We start from the raw sequence: 21,720 nt of genomic DNA, 5'->3' as shown, positions 1-21,720 counted from the left end.
TCGCGCTAGAGAGACGTCAGGATTTCGGCGCCGCTGTCGGTGACCAGAAGGGTGTGCTCGAACTGCGCGGTCCACTTGCGGTCTTTGGTGACCACCGTCCAGCCGTCGTCCCAGATTTCGTAGTCGAGGGCACCGAGGTTGATCATCGGCTCGATGGTGAACGTCATCCCCGGCTCCAGGATCGTGGTGACCGCGGGCTGGTCGTAGTGCAGCACCACCAGGCCGTTGTGGAAGGTGGTGCCGATGCCGTGACCGGTGAAGTCGCGAACCACGTTGTAGCCGAACCGGTTTGCATACGACTCGATGACGCGCCCGACCACCGACAATGCCCGGCCCGGTTTGACGGCTTTGATCGCGCGCATCGTCGCCTCGTGGGTGCGCTCGACGAGCAGCCGGTGCTCTTCGGAGACGTCGCCGGCCAGGAACGTCGCGTTGGTGTCGCCGTGTACGCCGTCGATGTAGGCGGTGACGTCGATGTTGACGATGTCGCCGTCCTCGATCACCGTCGAGTCGGGGATGCCGTGGCAGATCACCTCGTTCAGCGACGTGCAGCACGACTTGGGGAAACCCTTGTAGCCCAGGGTCGACGGGTAGGCGCCGTGGTCGACCATGTAGTCGTGCGCGACCCGGTCCAGCGCATCGGTGGTCACCCCGGGTGCCACCGCCTTGCCGGCCTCGGCCAGTGCGCCGGCCGCGATCCGGCCCGCAGTGCGCATCTTCTCGATGACCTCGGGAGTTTGCACCCACGGCTCGCTGCCCTCGCGCGCGGTGGCTTTACCGACGTATTCCGGGCGGGGAACCGACGCCGGCACCGGCAGTGTCGGAGACTGCACGCCGGGGGAAAGTGCGGTGCGAACAGGCATGTCGCCAGGGTAGTCGGATGGTCGGGCTACATTGCACGACCATGGAGATCGACACCGTTGACGCAGAGTTCACCGCACAGTTCGCCGAGCGGTTCGCCGACACCTGGCGCACACCGGACCTGGCCAGGCACGACGCACTGTGGAGCGACGACATCGTGCTGGTCCAGCCGATGATGGGCACCCTGCACGGCAAGCGGGCCTGCCTGTCAGCGTTCCAGCGGCTCTTCGCACTGATTCCCGACCTGCACGCCGACGTGCACACCGTCGGCCACGGCAAAACGGAGGTGTTCATCGAGTTCACGTTGAGCGGAACCTACGGCGGTAAGCCGATCGCGTGGGACGCCGTCGATCGCTTCGCATTCATCGACGGACTGATCGCCGAACGAGTCTCGTATTTCAACGCGGTTCCGCTGGTGCTCACGCTGATTCGCCGGCCGCGCGGATGGGGTCGGCTGGCGCGCGCCGGCGCGACGCTTTTCCGGCGCTAACGCCGCCGCAGCAACGACCGGCGCGGTCCCTTGACCACCACCGAGCCGCAGACCACTCGTCCAGTCAACACCACATGGGGTGTTCCTTCGGCCGGCGCGGCCTTGCGGCGGTCGCTGGCACTACCGGCGTAAACCTCGACGTCGTCGATCGAGGCGCTGGCGCCCTCGGGCAGACGGATTTCGACCGATCCGAACTTCATGTCAAGTTCGATGACGACGACCGGGCCGGCGAAACGCGCGTTCACCAGGTCCAACTCGCATGAACCCACTCGGCGCACCAGCGCCAGCCGAGTCGGCACCATCCACCCGCCGTGCCGCTTGAGAGAGCCGAGCCAGCCGCGCAGTTCGACCCGGTCGGCTGCCGAGGTGACGATCGCTCCGGGGCCGGGCAGGTCGCTGACCAGGCTGTCCAGCTCGGTGCGAGTCCGAGCGTAGGACACCTGCGACGAGCGTTCCTCGAACTCGCCGATGTCGATCAGCCCCAGCGCGACCGCGTTGTGCAGCCGGCGCAGGGTGCCGTTGCGGTCGGCATCCGAAACCCGTAGCTCGGTCAATTGGTCAGGCTGGGTCATAGCGGTACCAATTTACTGCTCGTCACGCCAGATAGTCGCCCGGCAGCTGGCCCAGCATGAACTTGGTCATCCGCACCGCGTATTCCGAGCTGCCGCCCCCGACGATCAGCGCCGCGAATGCCATATCACCGCGGTACCCGGCGAACCACGAGTGCGATCCGCCCGGGAATTCGGCCTCCCCCGTCTTCCCGAACACCGCACCGCACTCGGAGATGTCCGTCGCGGTGCCGTTGGTCACCACCAGGCGCATCATCGGCCGCAAGCCGTCGAGCATCTTGGGGCTCACCGGCGTGCCATCGCCGGCCACCGTCGTCTCCCGGCCCTCGATCAGCCGCGGCACCGGCGTCTTCCCGGCGGCCACCGTGGCCGCGACCAGCGCCATGCCGAACGGGCTGGCCAGCACCTTGCCCTGGCCGAAGCCGTCTTCCGTGCGCTCGGCCAGATCCACCGTCGGGGGCACCGAACCGGTCACCGTGGTGATGCCGTCCACCTGGTAATCGAGGCCGACGCCGTACTTGGCGGCCGCTTGCGTCAACGCTCGAGGCGGCATCCGGCTGGCCAATTCGGCGAACGTGGTGTTGCAGGAACTCGCGAAAGCCCGTGACATCGGCACCACACCCAGGTCGAACCCGCCGTAGTTGGGCACGGTGCGGTGACCGATGTCGATCGTGCCCGGACAGCCCAGCAGCGTGTTGGGGCTGGCCATATCGCGCTCGATCGCCGCACCGGCGGTGACCATCTTGAACGTCGACCCGGGTGGATACAGGCCGCTGGTGGCGATCGGGCCGTCGGCGTCAGCGGCAGCGTTCTGGGCAACCGCCAGAATCTCGCCGGTCGAGGGTTTGATCGCCACGATCATCGCCTGGCGGCTCTGGTTGTCGACGGCATGCTGGGCTGCGTTCTGCACGGAGCGGTCCAGGCTGATCGAGATCGACGGCGCCGGTGCGGGTTCGACCTCGTGCAGCACTGCGACGTCAACTCCGTTCTGGTTGACGCTGACCACCCGCCAGCCGGGCTGGCCGTCGAGTTGGTCGGTCACGGCCTGCTTCACCTGGCTGATCAACGCGGGCGCGAAGTGCTCGTCGGTCGGCAGCAGCTCGGCCTGTGGGGTGATCACCACCCCGGGCAGGTTGCCGATTGCCGGCGCGACGGCGTTGTTGTCGTCGGCGCGCAGCGTGATCAGATCCAACGGCTTGGCCGACGAGCTGGCCTGTTCGGCGAGTAACTGCGGGTCGTTCAGCGCGTCGTCAAAGGGGTGCAGGGCGTCGATGACCGCGCGTGCGGTCTGGATGAGCTGCCCGCCGGCCCGGCCGGCGTCCAGTGTGTAGTGGTAGAGGTAGCCGGGCACCAGCACGTCGGTACCGCCGAGTTCGTTGACCGCGGCACGTCGTGGCGGGTCGGCCCGCAGCGCGAAGGTCTGATGCTCACCGAGTCGCGGGTGCAGACCGGTGGTGGTCCACCGGACACGCCAGCGGCCCTCGTCGCGGGCCATCTTCAGTTGCCCGTCGTAGGTCCAGGTCCGGTTCTTCGGTAGCTGCCACGTGAAGCGGTAGGCCACCGTGCCGGTGTCTTCGGTGTAGCGCGCGCCCAAGAGCTGGGTGTCCAGGTGGGTGGCCTGCAAGCCGGCCCACGCCGCATTGAGCGCCTCGCGGGCATTGCTCGGGTCGTCGCTGAGCTCGGCGGCGGCGGCGGTGTCGCCGGTCGACAAGGCGGCGAAGAATCGCTCGGCGGCCGGACCCGGCCCATCGGGGCGCGGCGTGCAGCCGGGCAAGGCGGTGATCGCGACCAGCAGCAGACACACGGCTTGCGATGCAAATGTGGTTTTTGTTGCCATTGAGGCAAATGTTATGAAATCGAGTCCCTGGACGGTCGGAGGCTCACCGAAGGCAACCGTGACCGCCGCCGAGCGTCACGCCAGCGTGACCGTCGCCTCCGAGCGTCACGCCAGCGTGACGGCGAAAACGGTCGCGACGAGTCAGTCCAGCAGGATGGTCGCGAAGGCGCCGACTTCGGTGAAGCCGACGCGGGTGTAGGCAGCGCGGGCCACCGTGTTGAAGTTGTTGACGTACAGGCTGGCGATTCGCCCGGTGCCGACGATCACCGCGGCCAGCGTCGCGGTGCCGGCCGTGCCCAAGCCCCGGCCGCGCCGGTCGGGATGCACCCACACCCCTTGGATCTGGCCGACATGCGGTGACTGCGATCCGACTTCAGCCTTGAAGACGACTTCGCCGTGCTCGAAGCGGGCCCACGCCCGGCCCTGGCTGATCAGGCTGGCCACCCGGCGGCGATAGCCGCGACCGCCGTCGCCCAACCGCGGGTCCACCCCCACCTCGCCGATGAACATATCGATGGCCGCCGCCAGGTAAGCGTCGAGTTCGGGTAGCTTCACCTGGCGCACGCCGGTGTCGATCGCGCAGGCCGGCATCGAGTTCAGCGCCATCAACGGCTGATGGGCACGCACGTCGCGGGCCGGGCCCCAGACCGACTCGAGCCGCTGCCACATCGGCATCACCAATTCGGCCCGGCTCACCAGCGACGAACACCGCCGCGAGGCGCCCATGGCCTCGTCGGCAAACGCAGCCAAGTCGGTCGGCCCGCCCCGCAGCGGGATCAGATTGGGGCCGGCGTAACACAGCGACTCGTCGGCGCCCCGCCGAGTCCACAGTTCGCCGCCGATCGCATTCGGGTCGATGCCGTGGTCGGCGACCCGTGCGGCGACCATGCACGACCCGACGGGGTCGTGGTCGAGGACGCGGCGCACCGCGGCGGCATCCCGCACCACCGACACCCGCCGCTCGTCGACCAAGCGATGGATGGGCGGAGCCGACATACTGACTCTTTCTGCGATCAGGTAGCCCGAACGGGCCCCCTCAGCTTACGGTCACAACCGGGGAACCGCTCGCAGTTGCGTCCGGACCCGACGGCGTGCCGCCTTCGGCGGCCAGTCGCATGGCCTCTTCGATCAGCGTCTCGACGATCTGCGCTTCGGGCACGGTCTTGATCACTTCGCCGCGAACGAAGATCTGGCCCTTGCCGTTGCCCGATGCCACGCCGAGGTCGGCCTCGCGGGCCTCCCCCGGGCCGTTGACGACACAACCCATGACGGCCACTCGCAGCGGCACGTCGAGCCCGTCGAGACCGGCGCTGACCTCGTTGGCCAAGGTGTAGACGTCGACCTGCGCGCGGCCGCACGACGGGCACGACACGATCTCCAGCGAGCGCGGGCGCAGGTTCAGCGACTCCAGGATCTGGTTGCCGACCTTGACCTCTTCAACCGGTGGCGCCGACAGCGACACCCGAATGGTGTCGCCGATGCCCTGTGAGAGCAGCGCGCCGAATGCGACGGCGGATTTGATGGTGCCTTGGAACGCCGGGCCGGCCTCGGTGACCCCGAGGTGCAACGGGTAGTCGCACTGGGCGGCCAGCTGTTCGTAGGCCCTCACCATCACGACCGGGTCGTTGTGCTTGACGCTGATCTTGATGTCGCCGAAGCCGTGTTCTTCGAACAGCGACGCCTCCCACAGCGCCGATTCCACCAGCGCCTCCGGGGTGGCCTTGCCGTACTTGTCCATGAACCGCTTGTCCAGCGAGCCCGCGTTGACGCCGATGCGGATCGGGATACCGGCCTTACCGGCGGCCTTGGCGACCTCGGCGACCCGGCCGTCGAATTCCTTGATGTTGCCCGGATTGACCCGCACCGCCGCGCAGCCGGCGTCGATCGCGGCGAAGATGTACTTGGGCTGGAAGTGGATGTCGGCGATCACCGGAATCTGGCTGTGCTGGGCGATTTCGGCAAGCGCGTCGGCATCCTCCTGGCGCGGGCAGGCCACCCGCACGATGTCGCAGCCGGCGGTGGTCAGCTCGGCGATCTGCTGCAACGTGGCGTTGACGTCGTGGGTTTTCGTCGTGGTCATCGACTGCACGGCGATCGGATGATCGCTGCCGATGCCGACGTCGCCCACCTTGAGCTGACGGGTCTTGCGTCGTGGTGCCAACGTGGGCGCCGGCGGTGCCGGCATGCCCAGTCCAATGTTTTGGCCGGTGGCCATCGGTGAGTCTCCTACTGGAACAACCTGATCGGGTTGACCAGGTCGGCGGTCACGGTCAGCAGCATGTAGCCGACCACCACCACCAAGATGACATAGGTGGCGGGCATGAGCTTGAGATAATTGACCGGCGCTGCGGCGACCTTCCCGCGGGCCGACCGCACCATGTTGCGCAGCTTTTCATACACCGCTATCGCGACGTGCCCACCGTCGAACGGCAGCAGCGGCACCAAGTTGATGGCACCGAGCACGAAGTTGAACTGCGCCAGGAAGAACCAGAACGCCACCCACAACCCATGGTCGACGGTGTCGCCGCCGATGATCGACGCCCCGACCACACTGATCGGCGTCTCGGGGTCCCGCTCACCGCCGCCGATCGAGTGCACCAACGCGCCGACTTTGGTCGGGATCTTCGCCAGCGACTTACCCAACTCGACGGCCAAATCGCCGGTGAAGGTGACGGTGCCGGGGATGGCCGTCAGCGCGTTGTAGTGCGTCGGCCCGAACTGGGCTGCGCTGATGCCGATGGCGCCCACTGGGCTCGGCTGCTGGTCGCCGGGCTTGGCGAACCGCTGCGTTCGGGTGACGTCGACCATGACGGTGAACCTGGCGCCGTCCCGCTCGATGACGAACGGAGTGGGACCGGTGAGTTTCTGCACCGCATCGACCAGCTCGCCGAAGCTGTGCACGTCGGTGGCGCCCACCGTGGTGATCACGTCGCCGGACTTGATTCCGGCCATCGCCGCCGGCCCGGGCCCGTTGCACTTGCCCAGCTCGCCTTTAGTGAGTTCCGGTGCGACGCAAGCGGTTTCACCGACGATCGCGCGATCGTCGGGATGCAGGTTCGGCAACCCCCAGGCGACGGCGATGCCATAGATCAACACCAGGCCGATCAGGAAGTTCATCCCGGGGCCGGCCAACAACACCGCGGTGCGCTTCCAGGTCTTCTGCTTGTACATGGCGCGGTCGTGCTCGTCGGGCAGCAGTTCTTCGACCGAGGTCATGCCGGCGATGTCGCAGAATCCGCCCGCGGGGACGGCCTTGATGCCGTACTCGGTCTCACCGCGCCGCGTCGACCACAGCGTCGTCCCGAAGCCGACGAAATAGCGGCGCACCTTCATGCCGGTCCCGCGCGCGACCCACATATGCCCGCACTCGTGCAGCGCCACCGAGACCAGGATGGCGAGCGCGAACAGCACGATGCCGACAACGAACATCATCGGGTGCCTATGACCTCCTGTGCGGCTCGCTCAATCCCGCGTCGAGCCTCCGCACGGGCCCAGCGCTGCGCGTCGAGTACGTCATCCACGGTAGCGGGTAATGCGGCCCATTGGCCTGCGGCGTGCAACACGTCGGCGATTGTGCGCACGATCGCCGGGAAGCCGATCCGGCCGGCCAGGAAAGCGCCCGCCGCTTCTTCATTGGCGGCGTTGTAGACCGCCGTCAGGCAGCCACCGGCTTGCCCGGCCTGCCGGGCGAGCTCGACGGCGGGAAATACCTGGTTGTCCAGCGGCTCGAAGTCCCAGCTCGACGCGGTGGAGAAGTCGCAGGCCGCGGCCGCGCCGGGCACCCGCTCCGGCCAGTTCAACGCCAGCGCGATCGGCAGCTTCATATCCGGTGGGCTGGCCTGCGCGATCGTCGAGCCATCGGTAAAGGTGACCATCGAATGCACGATCGACTGCGGATGCACGACCACCTCGATTCGGTCGTAAGGCACCCCGAACAGCAGGTGGGTTTCGATGAGCTCCAACCCCTTGTTCACCAGCGACGCCGAATTCAGCGTGTTCATCGGCCCCATCGACCAGGTGGGATGGGCGCCGGCCTGTTCGGGCGTGACGTGCTCGAGCTCGGCGGCCGACCAGCCCCGGAACGGCCCGCCGGAGGCGGTGAGCACCAGTTTGGCGACCTCATCTGGGGTGCCGCCGCGCAGGCACTGGGCCAGCGCGGAGTGCTCGGAGTCGACGGGCACGATCTGACCTGGCTGCGCCGCCTGCAGCACCAGCGGGCCACCGGCGATCAGTGACTCCTTGTTGGCCAGCGCCAGGCGGGCACCGGAGCCCAGCGCCGCCAGCGTGGGCCGCAATCCCAGCGCGCCTACCAGTGCGTTGAGCACGACGTCGGCCTCGGTGTCCTCGACCAAGCGGGTAGCCGCATCGGGCCCGTGATAGCTCACCTCACCGAGGGCGTGCGCTGCGCGCTCGTCGGCGACGGCGATGTTGGTGACCCCGGTCTCGGCGCGCTGCCGGCCAAGCAGATCCGGATTGGCGCCCCCGGCGGCCAGCCCGACCAATTCGAAGCGATCCGGATTGGCCGCGATGACGTCCAGCGCCTGGGTACCGATGGACCCGGTACTGCCCAGCACCAGAATCTTGCGGCGGCTCGTCACCCACTTATTGTGCCGCGCGGTGCGCGAGTTCCCACGTGCAGACGCGAACACCGTTTAATCCGAGCCCAAAGCGGGAAGGGCGACGAACATCTAATGGCCTAAAAACGGGAGATGGCAGCCATGGACGCTATGCAGCACAAAGCACTTGCCGCGGTCGGCTTCGCGGCGATCGCAGTGGTGGGGTTGTCGGGCTGCACCACAACCGAAGTCCACCAGCCGGCCCAGTCCGGACCGGCGACCGTGACCACGACGGTGCTCATCACCACATCGGCGCCCACGACGACCGGAAGCCCGGCCCCGGCAGGCAATCCGGTCGGTCCCGGCTGCGCCGAGTACGAGCAGCAGGTGCCCACCGGGCCCGGCTCGGTTTCCGGGATGGCCAAAGACACCGTCGCCGTGGCCGCCTCGAACAACCCGCAGCTCACCACGCTGACCCAAGCTTTCTCCGGCAAACTCAACCCGCAGGTGAACCTGGTGGACACGCTGAACAAGGGCGAGTACACCTTGTTCGCGCCGACCGACAAGGCCTTCGAGAAACTCGATGCTGCCACCATGGACCGGCTCAAGACCGACGCAGCGTTTTTGAACGGCATCTTGACCTATCACCTGGTCAATGGTCAGCTGACGCCGGCGCAGGCCGACGGCGTACATCAGACGCTGGACAACAATGCGACGCTGACTGTCACCGGTACCAGCGACGACCTCAAAGTCAACGACGCCGCCGTCACCTGCGGCGGTATCGGCACCACCAACGCGACGGTGTACATGATCGACACCGTGCTGATGCCTCCGCCGCCCCCGCCCGGGCCCTGACGTGGGTGTGCCAGAATGTCGGGGCACTGGCAATCCCAACCGGAGGTGACGTCGTGGTCAGTACTGAGGTGGAGCGCGACGCCGGGGTGTACACCGCCGATGTGCCCTCTGCAGCCTGGGGCTGGAGCAAGATCAACAACCGCACCTGGCGCATCGTCGGGTTGTGCATCGTCGGCTTCCTGCTACTGATGCTGCGGGGCAACCACGTCGGCCATATCGAAGACTGGTTTCTGATCAGCTTCGCGGCTCTGGTGCTGTTCTTCGTCGTGCGCGACTGGTGGGGTCGCCGGCGCGGCTGGCTCCGGTAGCGCCGAACTGTCGAGACTGCGCTGACGGCACCGAAACTGCGGTCAGCGCCCGTGCACGGCGGTCAGGCATGCTCTGAGCGCAGTCTCGGTGTAAAAGGTCGACACTCAGCCGTCGGCGGCCAACTGACCGCAAGCGGCGGCGATCTCCCTGCCGCGGGTGTCGCGGACAGTGCAGGAGACGCCCCTGGCACGGATTCGCCGGACGAACTCGCGTTGGGCCGGCTTGGGGCTGGCGTCCCACTGGCTGCCCGGTGTCGGGTTCAGCGGGATGACATTCACATGTGCCAGCGGGCCGAGCGCGCGGTGCAGCAGCTTTCCCAGCAGGTCGGCCCGCCAAGGCTGATCATTGACATCGCGGATCAGCGCGTATTCGATCGAGACCCGTCGACCCGTCACGTCGGCGTAATAGCGGGCGGCATCCAGCGCCTCGCCGACCTTCCACCGGTTGTTGACCGGCACCAGCGTGTCGCGCAGCTCGTCGTCGGGCGCGTGCAGCGACAGCGCCAGCGTCACCCCGAGCCGCTCGTCGGCCAGCTTGCGGATGGCGGGGGCCAGACCGACCGTCGACACCGTCACGGAGCGGGCCGAGATCCCGAATCCGGAGGTGATGCCACGCACCGCGGCCACCACCCGCGCGTAGTTGGCCAGCGGTTCGCCCATGCCCATGAACACGACGTTGGACAACCGGTCGCCCCAGTCGTCGCGCAGTGCGACGGCCGCGGCCCGCACCTGCTCGAGGATCTCCGCGGTCGACAGGTTCCGGTTCAGCCCGCCCTGCCCGGTCGCGCAGAACGGACATGCCATGCCGCAGCCGGCTTGCGACGAGATGCACACGGTGTTGCGCTGCGGGTAGCGCATCAGCACCGATTCGAACGTGGTGCCGTCGATGGCGCGCCACAGTGTCTTGCGTGTCTGGCCGTCGTCACAGGCGATGTCGCGGGCCGGCGCCAGCAGGGTGGGAAACAAGGCCTCGGCGACCAGGTCGCGGGCTGCGGCCGGCAGGTCGCTCATCTGCCGGGGGTCGGCGATCAGCCGGACGTAATACTGGTGCGCCAGTTGCTTAGCGCGAAAAGCCGGCAGACCCAGCTCCGCGACGGCGGCGGCGCGACCCGCCTCGTCGAGGTCGGCCAGATGCCGCGGCGGCAGTGCGCGCCGCGGTGCTTCGAACACCAGTTGTTGCACCATGATGAGTCCAGTATCAGGGCACCAGCGTCAGCACGACCCAGGCTGCCACCGCCGACGGCAGGAATCCGTCGAACCGGTCCAGCACCCCGCCGTGGCCGGGCAGCAGGCTGCCCATGTCCTTGATCCCCAGATCCCGCTTGACCTGTGATTCCACCAGATCACCGAGGGTCGCGGTGATCACCACCGTCAAACCCAGCAGTACCCCGATCCACGGCGGTTTGCCGACCAGATAGACCACGGTGAGCGCGGTCGCGGTGGTCCCCAGCACCAGGGAGCCGATCAGTCCTTCCCAGGATTTCTTGGGGCTGATCGCCGGGACCATCGGGTGCTTGCCGAACAGCACGCCCGCGGCGTAACCGCCGACATCGGAGGACACCACACCGACGGCCAGCGAGAACGCCTTGGCGGGTCCGTCATGGTGGTAGACCAGCAGCGCAGCAAACGAGGCGAACAGCGGGACCCAGGCGGCCAGGAAAACTGTCGCCGAGACGTCACGCAGGTAGTTCGCCGGCGCGGCATCGGAACCCTGCGCCGCCCGCCGACCCCGGCGGCTCAGCAGCCGCCAGATCATGCAGATGACGACGGTGCCGCCGAAGCCGGCCAGCGCGCCGCGCGCCCCGTACGGCCAGGTCAGCCACACGGTGGCCTGACCACCGAGCACTAGCGGGATGACCGGTATCACGTAGCCCGCGGCCCGCAGCCGCCGCATCACTTCGAGCGTGCCGAGCAGCACACCGGCGGCGAGTATCCCGACGAACGCGTAGCGCGCGTACAACAACGTGGCGATGACGGCCCCGCCCAGGACCGCGCCCACCAGGATCGCCACCGGCAGGTTGCGGCCGGCCCGCGACGTCTTCGGCGGCGGCTCCGGCAGCGATTCCTCGGCCGGGGTGCCTGTACCGGTATCAGTGCCTGCCACGGACATCGTTGCTGAGCGGCCGCTAGACCTCCAGCAGCTCGCCTTCTTTGTGTTTGACCAGCTCGTCGATCTGAGTGACGTACTGGTGGGTGGTTTTGTCCAGGTCCTTCTCGGCCCGGCCGACCTCGTCCTCGCCGGCCTCCCCGTCTTTGCGGATGCGGTGCAGTTCCTCCATGGCCTTGCGGCGGATGTTGCGTACGGAAACGCGGCCTTCCTCACCTTTGTGCTTGGCCTGCTTGACCAGCTCGCGGCGGCGTTCCTCGGTCAACTGCGGCACCGCCACCCGGATGACGTTGCCATCGTTGGTTGGGTTGACCCCGAGGTCGGAGTTGCGGATCGCGGTTTCGATGGCATGCAGCTGATTGTTTTCGTACGGCTTGATGACGACGAGGCGTGCTTCGGGGACGTTGATGCTGGCCAGCTGGGTGATCGGGGTATTGGTGCCGTAATAGTCGATGACGATCCGGGAGAACATTCCCGGATTGGCCCGCCCGGTCCGGATGGTCGACAGATCGTCTCGCGCCACCGAGACGGCCTTTTCCATCTTCTCTTCGGCGTCGAAGAGCGCCTCGTCAATCATTGTTTCGCCGCTCCTTAGGTGGTGACCAGCGTCCCGATCTTCTCACCCGCGACCGCGCGAGCGATATTGCCGTCGGTCAGCAGGTTGAACACCAAGATCGGCATGCCATTGTCCATACACAGGCTGAACGCGGTGGCATCGGCCACCCGCAGCCCGCGGTCGATTACTTCGCGGTGGCTGATCGCGGTGAGCAGTTCGGCTTCGGGGTTGGTCCGCGGGTCGTCGGCGAACACGCCGTCGACGGCCTTTGCCATCAGCACCACCTCGGCGCCGATCTCCAGCGCGCGCTGCGCCGCGGTGGTGTCGGTGGAGAAATACGGCAATCCCATGCCGGCACCGAAGATCACCACCCGGCCTTTCTCCAGATGCCGTCGCGCACGCAGCGGAATGTACGGCTCCGCCACCTGCCCCATCGTGATCGCGGTCTGAACTCGGGTCGCGATGCCTTCCTTCTCCAAGAAGTCTTGCAGCGCAAGGCTATTCATGACAGTGCCGAGCATGCCCATATAGTCCGAGCGGCTGCGCTCCATGCCGCGTTGTTGAAGTTGTGCGCCGCGAAAAAAGTTGCCACCGCCGATCACGACCGCGACCTGCACGCCACTGCGAACCACTTCGGCGATCTGGCGGGCTACCTGGGCCACCACATCGGGATCCAAACCGACCTGACCGCCGCCGAACATTTCGCCGCCGAGCTTGAGTAACACCCGCGAATACTTCGGCCGATTATCCGGTTGAGCGGCCGAGTAGCCATTGTCCGGCAAAAACGCCTCTACGCCCCTGGTGCTCGTCGGCTCCGGTTCTGTCATCAGACTCCTCGCGTAAGAGCGCCATCCCGGTGCGCCCGGACACGGCACTTTCCATCCTGCCTCATGCCCACCCCCGCATGTCCGAGGTGAAAGCTTAATGTCGAGGCTCGCCGGCCGTGCAGCCACTGCGAGATTTCTCGCGGACATCCTCGCGCACCCGCACACCAGAAGGTCAGTGCCCGCCTGGGAGCTACGACGACGCTGTCAGCCCTCGGGTGGCCGGTCCTTCCAACAGTGTGCCGTCGGGTGCGAAGCGCGATCCGTGCAGCGGACACTCCCACGACTTGTCGGCGTCGTTCCAATTCACAATTCCGCCCAAATGGGGGCATACCGGCGAAACACGGTGCTGCACACCGTCAACCGTGCAACGTGCTTCCAGATTCCAGGGTGGACCGCTGACCACTCCGCCGTCGGCGGGAGTGGCGCGTCCCAGCCGGGTCATCGGCGCCACCCACCCTTTGGCCATGTGGAATGCGACCTCGAGATTGGCCTGCACAGCGGTGGGGATGCCGGCGAGCTCATGCGGGCTCCACGCCGCGAAGGCACGCGCCCAATCCATCCGCCCATCGAGGATCCGCCCGCTGAGGGCAAGCGCCGCCGCCGCGCCGGCAGCCAGCCCCCACTTATTGAAACCCGTTGCGACAAGAACTTTTTCGTCTCCAGGCAGGATCGGACCGACATAGGGCAAGTGGTCCGCTGGCGTGTAGTCCTGGGCCGACCACTGATGGGTCACCTCGGCACCGGGATAGTAGTTACGCGTCCATGACGACAGTTCGTCCAGCTCGGCGGTAGGGCTCTTGCGGCCGACGACGTGGCTGGCACCACCGACGATGAGTCGCTCACCGCCGGCGACCGGCGCGTATCGGATCGACCTGGTCGGCGAACCCGCCGAGATGAACATCGGTCGGGTGATGGTGCCGGGAACGTCGAAGGCAATGCAGTAGGACCTACTGGGTTTCAGTCTGGCGAAGAATCCGCCGCGATCCAGAATGGGCATACCGGTGGCGAGCACACACCGTCCAGCGTCGACGTCGACCTCACCGTCAGAGGTACGCACGCCTAGCCGCACACGGCCGCTGCGGTGTGCGAGGCGATGCACCCGCGCGCCCTCGACGAGCCGGCCACCCCGCTCGGTCAACTCGCCGATCAGACTGTCCAGCAATGGCATTGGATCGAACTGCGCCTGGTCGGCGAGCCGTACCCCGCCGTGATAGGGAAACGGAACATCGGCGTCGTCGTCCCAGTCGACGTCGAGGCCTGCCAGCCGGCACGCAGCCAACTCCGCGCGCGCCGACGCCACCTCTCCCGACGACTGCGCATAGGTGTAGGCGTCCTCACGCTGCACCGGAACACCGTTGGCCTCGCAATACCGCAGCAGCCAATCCTGGCCCTCATGGTTGCCACGCACGTAATCACGTGCCAGGTCAGCCCCGTGGCGGGCGACGATCTGCGACAACATCGTGGCCTGCAGCAGACTGACCTTCCCGGTGGTGTTGCCAGTCGTCACTGCGCCGGCGCCGCGCGCCTCCAGCACCACTACGTCCTTGCCTGCCCTGGCCAGCAGCACCGCAGTGACCAGGCCGGTGATGCCGGCGCCAACCACCACGACGTCGGCAGACAGCGGTCCCAGGCTTGTTCGCGCAGTTAGGCGGCTTCGGTCGGCCAGCCACAGCGATCCCATCATCGCTCCCACATACCCGGCCGTGAGGTGACGAAACAGGCCGGCGGCCGGGGAAGGCGGCCGTGAAGGTTTGAGTACTCGCCGACCCGGGAATCCGCGAGACGCGGCGGGGAAAGCAAGAGATCAACGAGTCTCTGCGCCGCGCCGAAACCGGTCGAGACATCGGCCGGTACTGAGCAGAAACTCAGTGACACTAGCCAACTAGGAGGAATCCATGGCGGACGACAAGAACAGCGGGCCCGAAGAGGGCGTTCGTGGCGTTGTCGAAGGCGTGAAGGGCAAGGCCAAAGAAGCCGCAGGCAACGTTCTCGGCCAGGACGACATGGCCCGCGAGGGTAAGGCCCAGCAGGACAAGGCCGAAGCTCAACGCGACGCGGCCAAGCGGGAAGCCGAAGCCGACGCGGCTCGCGGCAGCGCTGAGACGGCGGAGAAGCGCCAGGAGTCTCACCAGGAATAGCTTGATCCAATAGACAGGCCCGGTCCGAAAGGACCGGGCCTGTCGTTTGAGTGGGACCCGAGGATCAACCGAACAACGGCAGGGCGCGCTTGCGGGCCAGCGCATCCATGCCGCGCTGGATGCTGTCCTGCACTTCGTGGTACTTGCGGTCCACATACTCGTCGTCGTCCGCGCGTTCAGCGTCCTGGTCAAGCTCGACGGCGGGCATGAATCGCGTCCGGATCTTGGCGGGAAGTGGGAACTGCGGCAGCGCGGCGGGCGCGATGCCCCACGGCAACGAGACGGCCACCGGGAACACCTTGAGCCGCAACAGCCGGTCCAACCGCAAGACCCGCGACAGCTTGTCGCCGCGGATCAGGACCGGCATCGCGTCGGCGCCCCCCACCGTGGCGATCGGCACAATCGGCACGCCGGCGCGAATCGCCATCTTGACGAAGCCTTTGCGCCCGGCGAGGTTGGCGCGGTCGCGGTCGCTCCACGGCCGCAGCGAGTCCACTTCGCCGCCGGGCCAGAGCGCGACATCACGTCCTTCGGCCAGCGCCGTCGCAATGGCGTCCGGCGCGGCCGGCAGCACACCCATCGAACGGAAGTACCGGCCGAAACCCGGAATCGCCATCAACGCATCGTGGGCGGTTCCATGCAAAGTCCGCTCCGGACCGAATCGCCGCCACCACTGCAAACCGACGGTCCAGGCATCCCACACGAATGGGGCACCTGAGTGGATGCCCACCAATAACACCGGTGTCTCCGGGACGTTTTCCCAGCCGTCGATTTCCATTCGAAACCAATAGTCGACCAACACGTTCCAGAAGAACTTCTGCCGCTGCAGTGTTGCCTCGTCCTGGCCGCTGAGGTCCCAACTGCCGGCCCGGCTCGCCACCCAGCCGCTCAGTCCGCCCTGTTGTCCTTCACGCCGGTCGTCCATCGCCGTGCGCGCTTGTTCGGCCTGCCGACGGGCCTGCTGACGCACATTGTCCGGTCTGCGATCGGTTGCACTCATACCGCTTCGAGTACCCGATCCGGGCCGCGGCGAAAATGTCTGCAAAATGACGCCTCCCCGCGTCATTGAATGACGCGGGGAGGGCAAGTTGCCTGGTCTGGCAGCTTTAAGTGTTGCTCGTCCAGATCAGGACGTCCTGCACGCCGTCGTTGTAGACGACGCCGTTGGGCGGCGCACCGGTCACGTCGAAGTAGACCTTGCCGCTGGACTGTTGACCCTGAACAATCGGTGCCGGGCTAATGCCGTTCGGCACCGGCGACGTGTCAACCACCCGGTAAGTTTCACCGTTGGCGGCCCGGGCGTTGAAGTCCGACACCAACGGCGTGACAGTCCCACTGTCCGACTTGGCAGTCAGATCCGCCTGGTACAAGTGACCCTTCGGGGTGTACCCCGGAATCACCATGTCGCTGGGCTGCAAATTACTCACCGTGTAGTCGGTGACCAACGGACCGTCGACGAGTTGTTGGCTGGTGCCGAAACCCTGGATGCTCGGCGGAGCAGCAGAGGCCATCGGCGCACCGAAAACACTGGCGGCCGCGATTGCAGCGGCTCCAATTCCCGTTTTCACAGTAGTGGCGGTGAACTTCACGCTATCTCCTCTCATTCGTGTCGTTCGAGCCTTCCGTTCGAGCGGTGATACCCCGGTCTCGAGTAGGTCACCGCACCCAGTCCCCCATACCCATCCACTGTCGACCCAAACGTGGTCCGGACGAATGATGTTGCGTGACAGCGATCTTTTACGTCGCCGTAAACGCATTACATCAATGGTTAGCCGCTGGTTAGGCCGGGTAGCCGGGCGGTAGATCACGATCGCGACTTCGATAACGCCTGCGCCACCTGACGATTGGACACTTCAGGATGAGTTTTCCCGAGCAGCAGCAAGCGGTACCCGGTGTGCAAGCTCGCATGGACCCCGTCCCGGACTGCGGCGAGGACAGCTACCGAGGCTCCGGAAAACTCACGGGTAAACGGGCGGTGATCACCGGCGGTGACAGCGGGATCGGTCGCGCGGTGGCGATTGCCTACGCCAGAGAAGGCGCTGACGTGTTGATCGCCTACCTCAACGAGGACGAAGACGCTCAGGACGTCGCTCGCTATGTCGAAGCCGCCGGCCGCAAATGCGTCCTCGTTCCTGGCGATCTGTCCGAACCCGCACACTGCCGGGCCGTGGTGGATCGGGCAGTCCAGGAGCTCGGCGGTATTGACGTGTTGGTCAACAACGCCGCATCTCAGATGACGCACGAAACGCTCGACGAGGTCAGCGACGAGGAATGGGATTACACGTTCCGCCTGAATGTCGGCGCCTACTTCTATCTCACCAAGGCGGCCTTGCCGCACATGGCCGCCGGCTCTTCGATCATCGGCAGCTCGTCAGTCAACTCCGACACACCCAACCCCACCTTGGCGCCGTATGCGGCGACCAAAGCAGCGATCGCCAACTTCTCGGCCAGTCTGGCACAGATGCTGGGCGACAAAGGGATTCGTGTCAACAGCGTGGCTCCCGGTCCGATCTGGACACCGCTCATCCCGTCGACCATGCCCGCGGAGAAGGTAAAATCGTTCGGCGAGAACGTCCCGCTGGGGCGCGCCGGTCAACCCGCCGAGCTGGCATCGATCTATGTGCTGCTGGCCTCCGACGACGCCAGCTATATTTCCGGTGCGCGGGTGGCCGTCACCGGCGGCCGACCGATTCTCTGAAGACAAGGCGAGGCTGGCCATCAGGTCCTGCGGCCACCGTCTCGCGGTAACGCTGCTCCAACCGGCTTTCACAGGAAATTCCCATCAAACGCTGGACAGATCCTCTCGTGGAGGTTACTAATGGGTACAGACCACCCTGTCTTCAGCAGCGTAGGGCCGGCATCCGCCGATGCGCCGATTACGGCGCACGATTCGGAGTGCATCTATGAGCTCTGCGGCGATCAAAGTTTGTCGCTCTCAAGCTGTTTCGAATACACAGCCCGCTGACGCGCCGCGCGCCCTGCGGGCCGCCACCCGCCACGTCGGTACCGCGGTGATCATCTCCGTCAGTGGCGAGGTAGACGCCAGCAACGAAGGCGACTGGCGCTACCTGCTCGCCGAGATGGCGGCGACCGCTGCCGCCCCGGGACCCGTCGTGGTCGACGTACGCGAGCTCGACTTCATGGGTTGCTGCGCGTTCGCGGTTCTGGCGCGCGAGGCAGAACGATGCAGACGCCGTGGTGTGACGCTCCGATTGGTCAGCCAAAAACCGATCGTGGCGCGGACCGCGGCTGCCTTCGGTCTGCGGTGGCTCCTGCCCATCCACTCGACGCTGCAAAGAGCGTTGACGCGGGTCGCCAAGGAGGACTGAACACCACGATCCCACGGCAGGTAGGCCGCTCTACCCGTTCGGCGACGACCGAACCGGTAGAAGCTGTATCCGAGATGGATCTGCCGCCGCGCAAAATCGTGGTTTGGCCAGTGCAGAACCCGGGTACCGCCGCTGTTGACGGGCCGGTTTCGAGCTCCACAGCACTGACTGCGCGCAGCGGGGGTGACTGTCATGGCTGAGGCGCCAGACAGGAGACCACCAGTCGGCGCGCCGGAAATCTCTCACGTTCGGAGCACCTGGTGACTGCCTGGCCTGGCTTCGAGGCGGCACAAGCCGTGGCCGACGCCATTCTCTACGAGGGCTACCTCCTCTACCCGTATCGGCGCTCTTCGCCGAAGAACCGAGTGCGGTGGCAGTTCGGGATCCTGGCGCCGCGCCAATGGCTTTCGCCAGAAGCCCGTGCGGATACCAGTGTCACCGGTTCCGCTGACGGCTGGTATCAGCAAACGGAATGCCTGCTGGAAGCAAGCGATACCGCTGTAGTCCGTATCCGGCTGCGGTTCCTGCACGTCCACCACCGATCCGTGCAGCGGGCCTGCGCAGACGGCAGTTTTGAACCAGTCGATGCGTTGACCATCGACGACCGGCGTCACCTCACTTTCGACGATGCGGTGCCGCGTGAGCACGACGTCGTCGCGCCGGTCGCTGAACTGAGCGCCTCCCCGCTGGTGATCGAGGTGCGGATCCCCGGCGGCGAGGAGATCGAGGCGCTACCCGGCAACGCCGGGCGGATCGTACGTAGCAGCCAGCCGGTGACGGCGCGTCTGCGGTTGTCGATGTCCACCGTCGAGGCGCCGTTTCCGCTATGGAAGCTTCGCGTCGTCACCGAGAACAGCGACGTCGCCACCCCGGCGGACGCCTCCCGGCAGCAGGCCCTCGCAGCGTCGATGATCGGCACCCACACCCTGATCGGTGTGGACCGCGGCGCGTTCCTGTCGCTGCTCGACGGCCCAGAGTGGGCCGCCGTCGCCGCCAAAGGCTGCCAGAACATTCACACGTTCCCGGTCCTGGCCGCCGAGCCTGGCGCCCAGGACCTGGTGCTGTCGTCGCCGATCCTGCTCTATGACCACCCGGCGGTCAGCCCGGAAAGCCCCGGCGATCTGTTCGACGCCGCCGAGATCGACGAGATCCTGTCGTTGCGCACCGAAACGCTGACCGACGAAGAAAAGCGCGAAGCTCGCGACACCGATCCGCGCGCAGCAGCGATCATCGATCGCGTCGAGGCGATGCCTCGCGAGGTGATGGACCGCCTGCATGGTGCGGTGCGCTCGATGCGTCCGCATCGCGAATCGCCGCCCAACTCGGTGACCATCAGCGGCGTCGTCGTCGCCAAGGGCAGCCGGGTGCGGCTTCGTCCGCGCCGGCGCGGTACCGATGCCCACGACATCTTTCTGGTGAATCGAACCGCCCGAGTCGAGGATGTGCTCGTCGACATGGAAGACGAGTACCGGATCGCCGTCACCGTGGACGACGACCCGGGTGCTGATCTGCATCAGTGGTATCAGCGCTTCTACTACTTCTCCCCCGACGAAGTCTCGCCGCTGGAGACCGAAATGCCGGCGCTGCAACGGGAATCGTGATTTCAGCGAGGGAGGACATATGGATGCGCTCGAGATGTTGAACAACGACCACCGCATGGTCGAGCAGCTTTTTCGCGATTACGAAGCGGCGAAGAACGAGGAGCAACGGCGCGGTGTGGTCGAGGTCATGATCCGCGAGCTGTCCAAGCACGCGGCGCTGGAAGAACTAATGGTCTACCCGCTGGCCAAAGACGCCATATCGGATGGTGCGGCGGAAATTGACGAACACCTCGACGAACACATGAGCGTCAAGAAGGCGCTTGTCGCGCTGGACGAGGCGGGCGACGACGAGCAACAGACCCGCACGTTGTTGGCGACACTGCAAAAAGACCTCGACCATCACATCGAGGACGAAGAGGGCACGCTGTGGCCCAAGCTGCGCCAGGCAGTCGACCAGGAAGCTCTCGACGAGCTGGGCAAGGTGTTGGACGAAGCAAAAAAGGTAGCGCCCACGCGGCCGCATCCCAAAGCACCTACCGAGCCACCGAAGCTGGCTTTGGCAGCTCCCGTCGCCGCACTCTACGACCGATTGCGCGACAAGTTTCAGCAGCGTCCGCAGACCTAACCCGGTACCGGCCTCAACGAAAGGGTGAAGCAATGACATTGCCACAAGAGGCAACGCAGCCCAAGCCGCACGGTTTCGACGAAGTTCACATCCTGTGGATCTCGGAGGGCATGAGCTGCGACGGCGACACGGTGTCGGTGACGGCCGCCGCCCAGCCGCCGATTGAGGATGTGGTGACCGGATTGATTCCCGGCCTGCCAAAAGTCAATCTGCACAACAAGGTGCTCTCGCCGACAATGGGTGGGGAGGAGTTTCTAGCGCCGTTCCGGGCTGCGGCACGTGGCGAGCTCGAGCCGTTCATCCTGGTGATCGAGGGCTCGATTCCCAATGAGAACATCAACGGCGACGGGTACTGGACCTCGTTCGGAAACGACCTGGAAACCGGTGAGCCCCTGACGCTGAACTGGTGGTTGGACAACCTCGCACCCAAGGCTTGGGCGGTCGTCGCGGTCGGCACCTGCGCGACCTATGGCGGGATCCACGCGATGGCGGGCAACCCCACCGGCTCTATGGGGTTGGCCGACTATCTGGGCTGGGACTTCAAATCCCGTGGGGCGCTTCCAATTGTCAACATTCCCGGATGCCCGGTGCAGCCGGACAACTTCATGGAGACGTTGACCTGGGTGCTCTACCATGCGGCCGGCTCGGCGCCGCCACCACCGCTGGACAACCTGCTGCGCCCGCAATGGCTCTTCGGCAAGACGGTGCACGAAGGCTGCGACCGGGCCGGCTACTACGAGCAGGGTGACTTCGCGCACGACTACAACTCGCCGAAATGCCAAGTGCACATTGGCTGTTGGGGCCCGGTCGTCAACTGCAACGTACCCAAGCGAGGCTGGATGGGCGGCATCGGCGGCTGCCCGAACGTCGGCGGGATCTGTATTGCCTGCACCATGCCCGGTTTCCCGGACAAGTTCCAGCCGTTCATGGACGCCCCGCCGGGCGGCAGCCTGTCGTCGATGATGGTCAAGCCGTACGGAGCGTTCATCCGGCGCATGCGAGCGATCACCAACCGAGGCGGCAACCGAGAACCCAAGTGGCGGCAGAACAACGATGCATTGACCACTGGATACAACCCGCGCTGGCGTCCCTGACAGCCACACGACATTGAGGAGGGAAAG

At 66.1% G+C, this 21,720-nt stretch carries 23 protein-coding genes; 9 read left to right on the top strand and 14 right to left on the bottom strand.

Translation table 11 applies throughout. The features are described from left to right. Positions 1-5 precede the first annotated feature (5 nt). Positions 6-863 (bottom strand): type I methionyl aminopeptidase, encoded by an 858-nt coding sequence (gene map / locus AC5Y49_RS07815; protein ID WP_499885614.1) that lies wholly within the window; start codon positions 861-863, stop codon positions 6-8. Between the two features lie 41 nt (positions 864-904). On the opposite strand from map, the gene AC5Y49_RS07810 reads away from it, so the two are divergent. Further along, positions 905-1,351, top strand: coding sequence for a nuclear transport factor 2 family protein (locus tag AC5Y49_RS07810; RefSeq protein WP_499885612.1), 447 nt, complete (start codon positions 905-907; stop codon positions 1,349-1,351). Here the strand turns inward: AC5Y49_RS07810 and AC5Y49_RS07805 are convergent. The 6 genes from AC5Y49_RS07805 to dxr form a co-directional block, all read right to left on the bottom strand. Continuing rightward, the gene (locus tag AC5Y49_RS07805) at positions 1,348-1,923 is read right to left on the bottom strand and encodes a DUF1707 SHOCT-like domain-containing protein (RefSeq protein WP_499885610.1); all 576 of its coding nucleotides are present in this window, start codon (positions 1,921-1,923) and stop codon (positions 1,348-1,350) included. The two genes, AC5Y49_RS07810 and AC5Y49_RS07805, sit on opposite strands and share 4 nt — an antisense overlap. Before the next feature lie 22 nt (positions 1,924-1,945). Further along, the gene (locus AC5Y49_RS07800; RefSeq protein WP_499885608.1) at positions 1,946-3,757 is read right to left on the bottom strand and encodes a penicillin-binding transpeptidase domain-containing protein; all 1,812 of its coding nucleotides are present in this window, start codon (positions 3,755-3,757) and stop codon (positions 1,946-1,948) included. Positions 3,758-3,898: 141 nt separating this feature from the next. Beyond that, positions 3,899-4,753, bottom strand: coding sequence for a GNAT family N-acetyltransferase (locus AC5Y49_RS07795; RefSeq protein WP_499885606.1), 855 nt, complete (start codon positions 4,751-4,753; stop codon positions 3,899-3,901). Between the two features lie 40 nt (positions 4,754-4,793). Beyond that, positions 4,794-5,972, bottom strand: coding sequence for a flavodoxin-dependent (E)-4-hydroxy-3-methylbut-2-enyl-diphosphate synthase (gene ispG / locus AC5Y49_RS07790; protein ID WP_499885604.1), 1,179 nt, complete (start codon positions 5,970-5,972; stop codon positions 4,794-4,796). 11 nt (positions 5,973-5,983) lie between these two features. Then, entirely contained in the window at positions 5,984-7,189 is a 1,206-nt protein-coding gene (locus AC5Y49_RS07785; RefSeq protein ID WP_499885602.1) for a M50 family metallopeptidase, read from the bottom strand. Then, entirely contained in the window at positions 7,186-8,355 is a 1,170-nt protein-coding gene (dxr, locus tag AC5Y49_RS07780; protein WP_499885600.1) for a 1-deoxy-D-xylulose-5-phosphate reductoisomerase, read from the bottom strand. Before dxr ends, AC5Y49_RS07785 begins: the two co-directional genes overlap by 4 nt. A 120-nt stretch (positions 8,356-8,475) precedes the next feature. On the opposite strand from dxr, the gene AC5Y49_RS07775 reads away from it, so the two are divergent. Beyond that, entirely contained in the window at positions 8,476-9,168 is a 693-nt protein-coding gene (locus AC5Y49_RS07775) for a fasciclin domain-containing protein (protein ID WP_499886319.1), read from the top strand. Between the two features lie 53 nt (positions 9,169-9,221). Then, positions 9,222-9,476, top strand: coding sequence for a DUF2631 domain-containing protein (locus AC5Y49_RS07770; protein WP_499885598.1), 255 nt, complete (start codon positions 9,222-9,224; stop codon positions 9,474-9,476). Positions 9,477-9,581: 105 nt separating this feature from the next. Here AC5Y49_RS07770 and rlmN read toward each other — a convergent pair whose 3' ends face one another. The 5 genes from rlmN to AC5Y49_RS07745 form a co-directional block, all read right to left on the bottom strand. Continuing rightward, positions 9,582-10,661 (bottom strand): dual-specificity RNA methyltransferase RlmN, encoded by a 1,080-nt coding sequence (gene rlmN / locus AC5Y49_RS07765; RefSeq protein ID WP_499885594.1) that lies wholly within the window; start codon positions 10,659-10,661, stop codon positions 9,582-9,584. Between the two features lie 13 nt (positions 10,662-10,674). Beyond that, positions 10,675-11,580 (bottom strand): phosphatidate cytidylyltransferase, encoded by a 906-nt coding sequence (locus tag AC5Y49_RS07760; protein WP_499885592.1) that lies wholly within the window; start codon positions 11,578-11,580, stop codon positions 10,675-10,677. A gap of 22 nt (positions 11,581-11,602) precedes the next feature. Next, a complete protein-coding gene (gene frr, locus AC5Y49_RS07755) occupies positions 11,603-12,160 on the bottom strand; it encodes a ribosome recycling factor (RefSeq protein WP_065015808.1) in 558 nt (185 codons plus the stop codon). 14 nt (positions 12,161-12,174) lie between these two features. Then, positions 12,175-12,966: a UMP kinase gene (gene pyrH, locus AC5Y49_RS07750; protein ID WP_499885590.1), complete on the bottom strand. Its 792-nt coding sequence runs from the start codon at positions 12,964-12,966 to the stop codon at positions 12,175-12,177. Positions 12,967-13,156: 190 nt separating this feature from the next. Next, positions 13,157-14,647: an FAD-dependent oxidoreductase gene (locus AC5Y49_RS07745; RefSeq protein ID WP_499886318.1), complete on the bottom strand. Its 1,491-nt coding sequence runs from the start codon at positions 14,645-14,647 to the stop codon at positions 13,157-13,159. Between the two features lie 214 nt (positions 14,648-14,861). On the opposite strand from AC5Y49_RS07745, the gene mbp1 reads away from it, so the two are divergent. Then, the gene (gene mbp1 / locus AC5Y49_RS07740; RefSeq protein ID WP_499885588.1) at positions 14,862-15,104 is read left to right on the top strand and encodes a microaggregate-binding protein 1; all 243 of its coding nucleotides are present in this window, start codon (positions 14,862-14,864) and stop codon (positions 15,102-15,104) included. A 64-nt stretch (positions 15,105-15,168) separates the two neighbouring features. Here mbp1 and AC5Y49_RS07735 read toward each other — a convergent pair whose 3' ends face one another. Then, positions 15,169-16,104 (bottom strand): lysophospholipid acyltransferase family protein, encoded by a 936-nt coding sequence (locus AC5Y49_RS07735; RefSeq protein WP_499885584.1) that lies wholly within the window; start codon positions 16,102-16,104, stop codon positions 15,169-15,171. A gap of 106 nt (positions 16,105-16,210) precedes the next feature. Beyond that, positions 16,211-16,693, bottom strand: coding sequence for an MPT63 family protein (locus AC5Y49_RS07730; protein WP_499885579.1), 483 nt, complete (start codon positions 16,691-16,693; stop codon positions 16,211-16,213). A 269-nt stretch (positions 16,694-16,962) separates the two neighbouring features. Here AC5Y49_RS07730 and AC5Y49_RS07725 point away from each other — a divergent pair, with 269 nt between their 5' ends. From AC5Y49_RS07725 to AC5Y49_RS07705, 5 genes are all read left to right on the top strand, one after another. Continuing rightward, complete coding sequence (locus AC5Y49_RS07725; RefSeq protein WP_499885575.1) at positions 16,963-17,802, top strand: SDR family oxidoreductase; 840 nt, start codon at positions 16,963-16,965, stop codon at positions 17,800-17,802. A 205-nt stretch (positions 17,803-18,007) separates the two neighbouring features. Continuing rightward, positions 18,008-18,433: an anti-sigma factor antagonist gene (locus AC5Y49_RS07720; RefSeq protein WP_499885572.1), complete on the top strand. Its 426-nt coding sequence runs from the start codon at positions 18,008-18,010 to the stop codon at positions 18,431-18,433. Positions 18,434-18,693: 260 nt separating this feature from the next. Further along, a complete protein-coding gene (locus AC5Y49_RS07715) occupies positions 18,694-20,034 on the top strand; it encodes a hypothetical protein (protein WP_499885567.1) in 1,341 nt (446 codons plus the stop codon). A gap of 19 nt (positions 20,035-20,053) precedes the next feature. Continuing rightward, positions 20,054-20,599 (top strand): hemerythrin domain-containing protein, encoded by a 546-nt coding sequence (locus tag AC5Y49_RS07710; RefSeq protein WP_499885564.1) that lies wholly within the window; start codon positions 20,054-20,056, stop codon positions 20,597-20,599. Positions 20,600-20,631: 32 nt separating this feature from the next. Next, positions 20,632-21,693: an NADH-quinone oxidoreductase subunit B family protein gene (locus AC5Y49_RS07705; RefSeq protein ID WP_499885561.1), complete on the top strand. Its 1,062-nt coding sequence runs from the start codon at positions 20,632-20,634 to the stop codon at positions 21,691-21,693. Positions 21,694-21,720: the final 27 nt, after the last annotated feature.

The sequence above is a fragment of the Mycobacterium sp. NGS62 genome (assembly GCF_059812285.1).
This window is presented reverse-complemented; position numbering and strand designations above follow the sequence as displayed.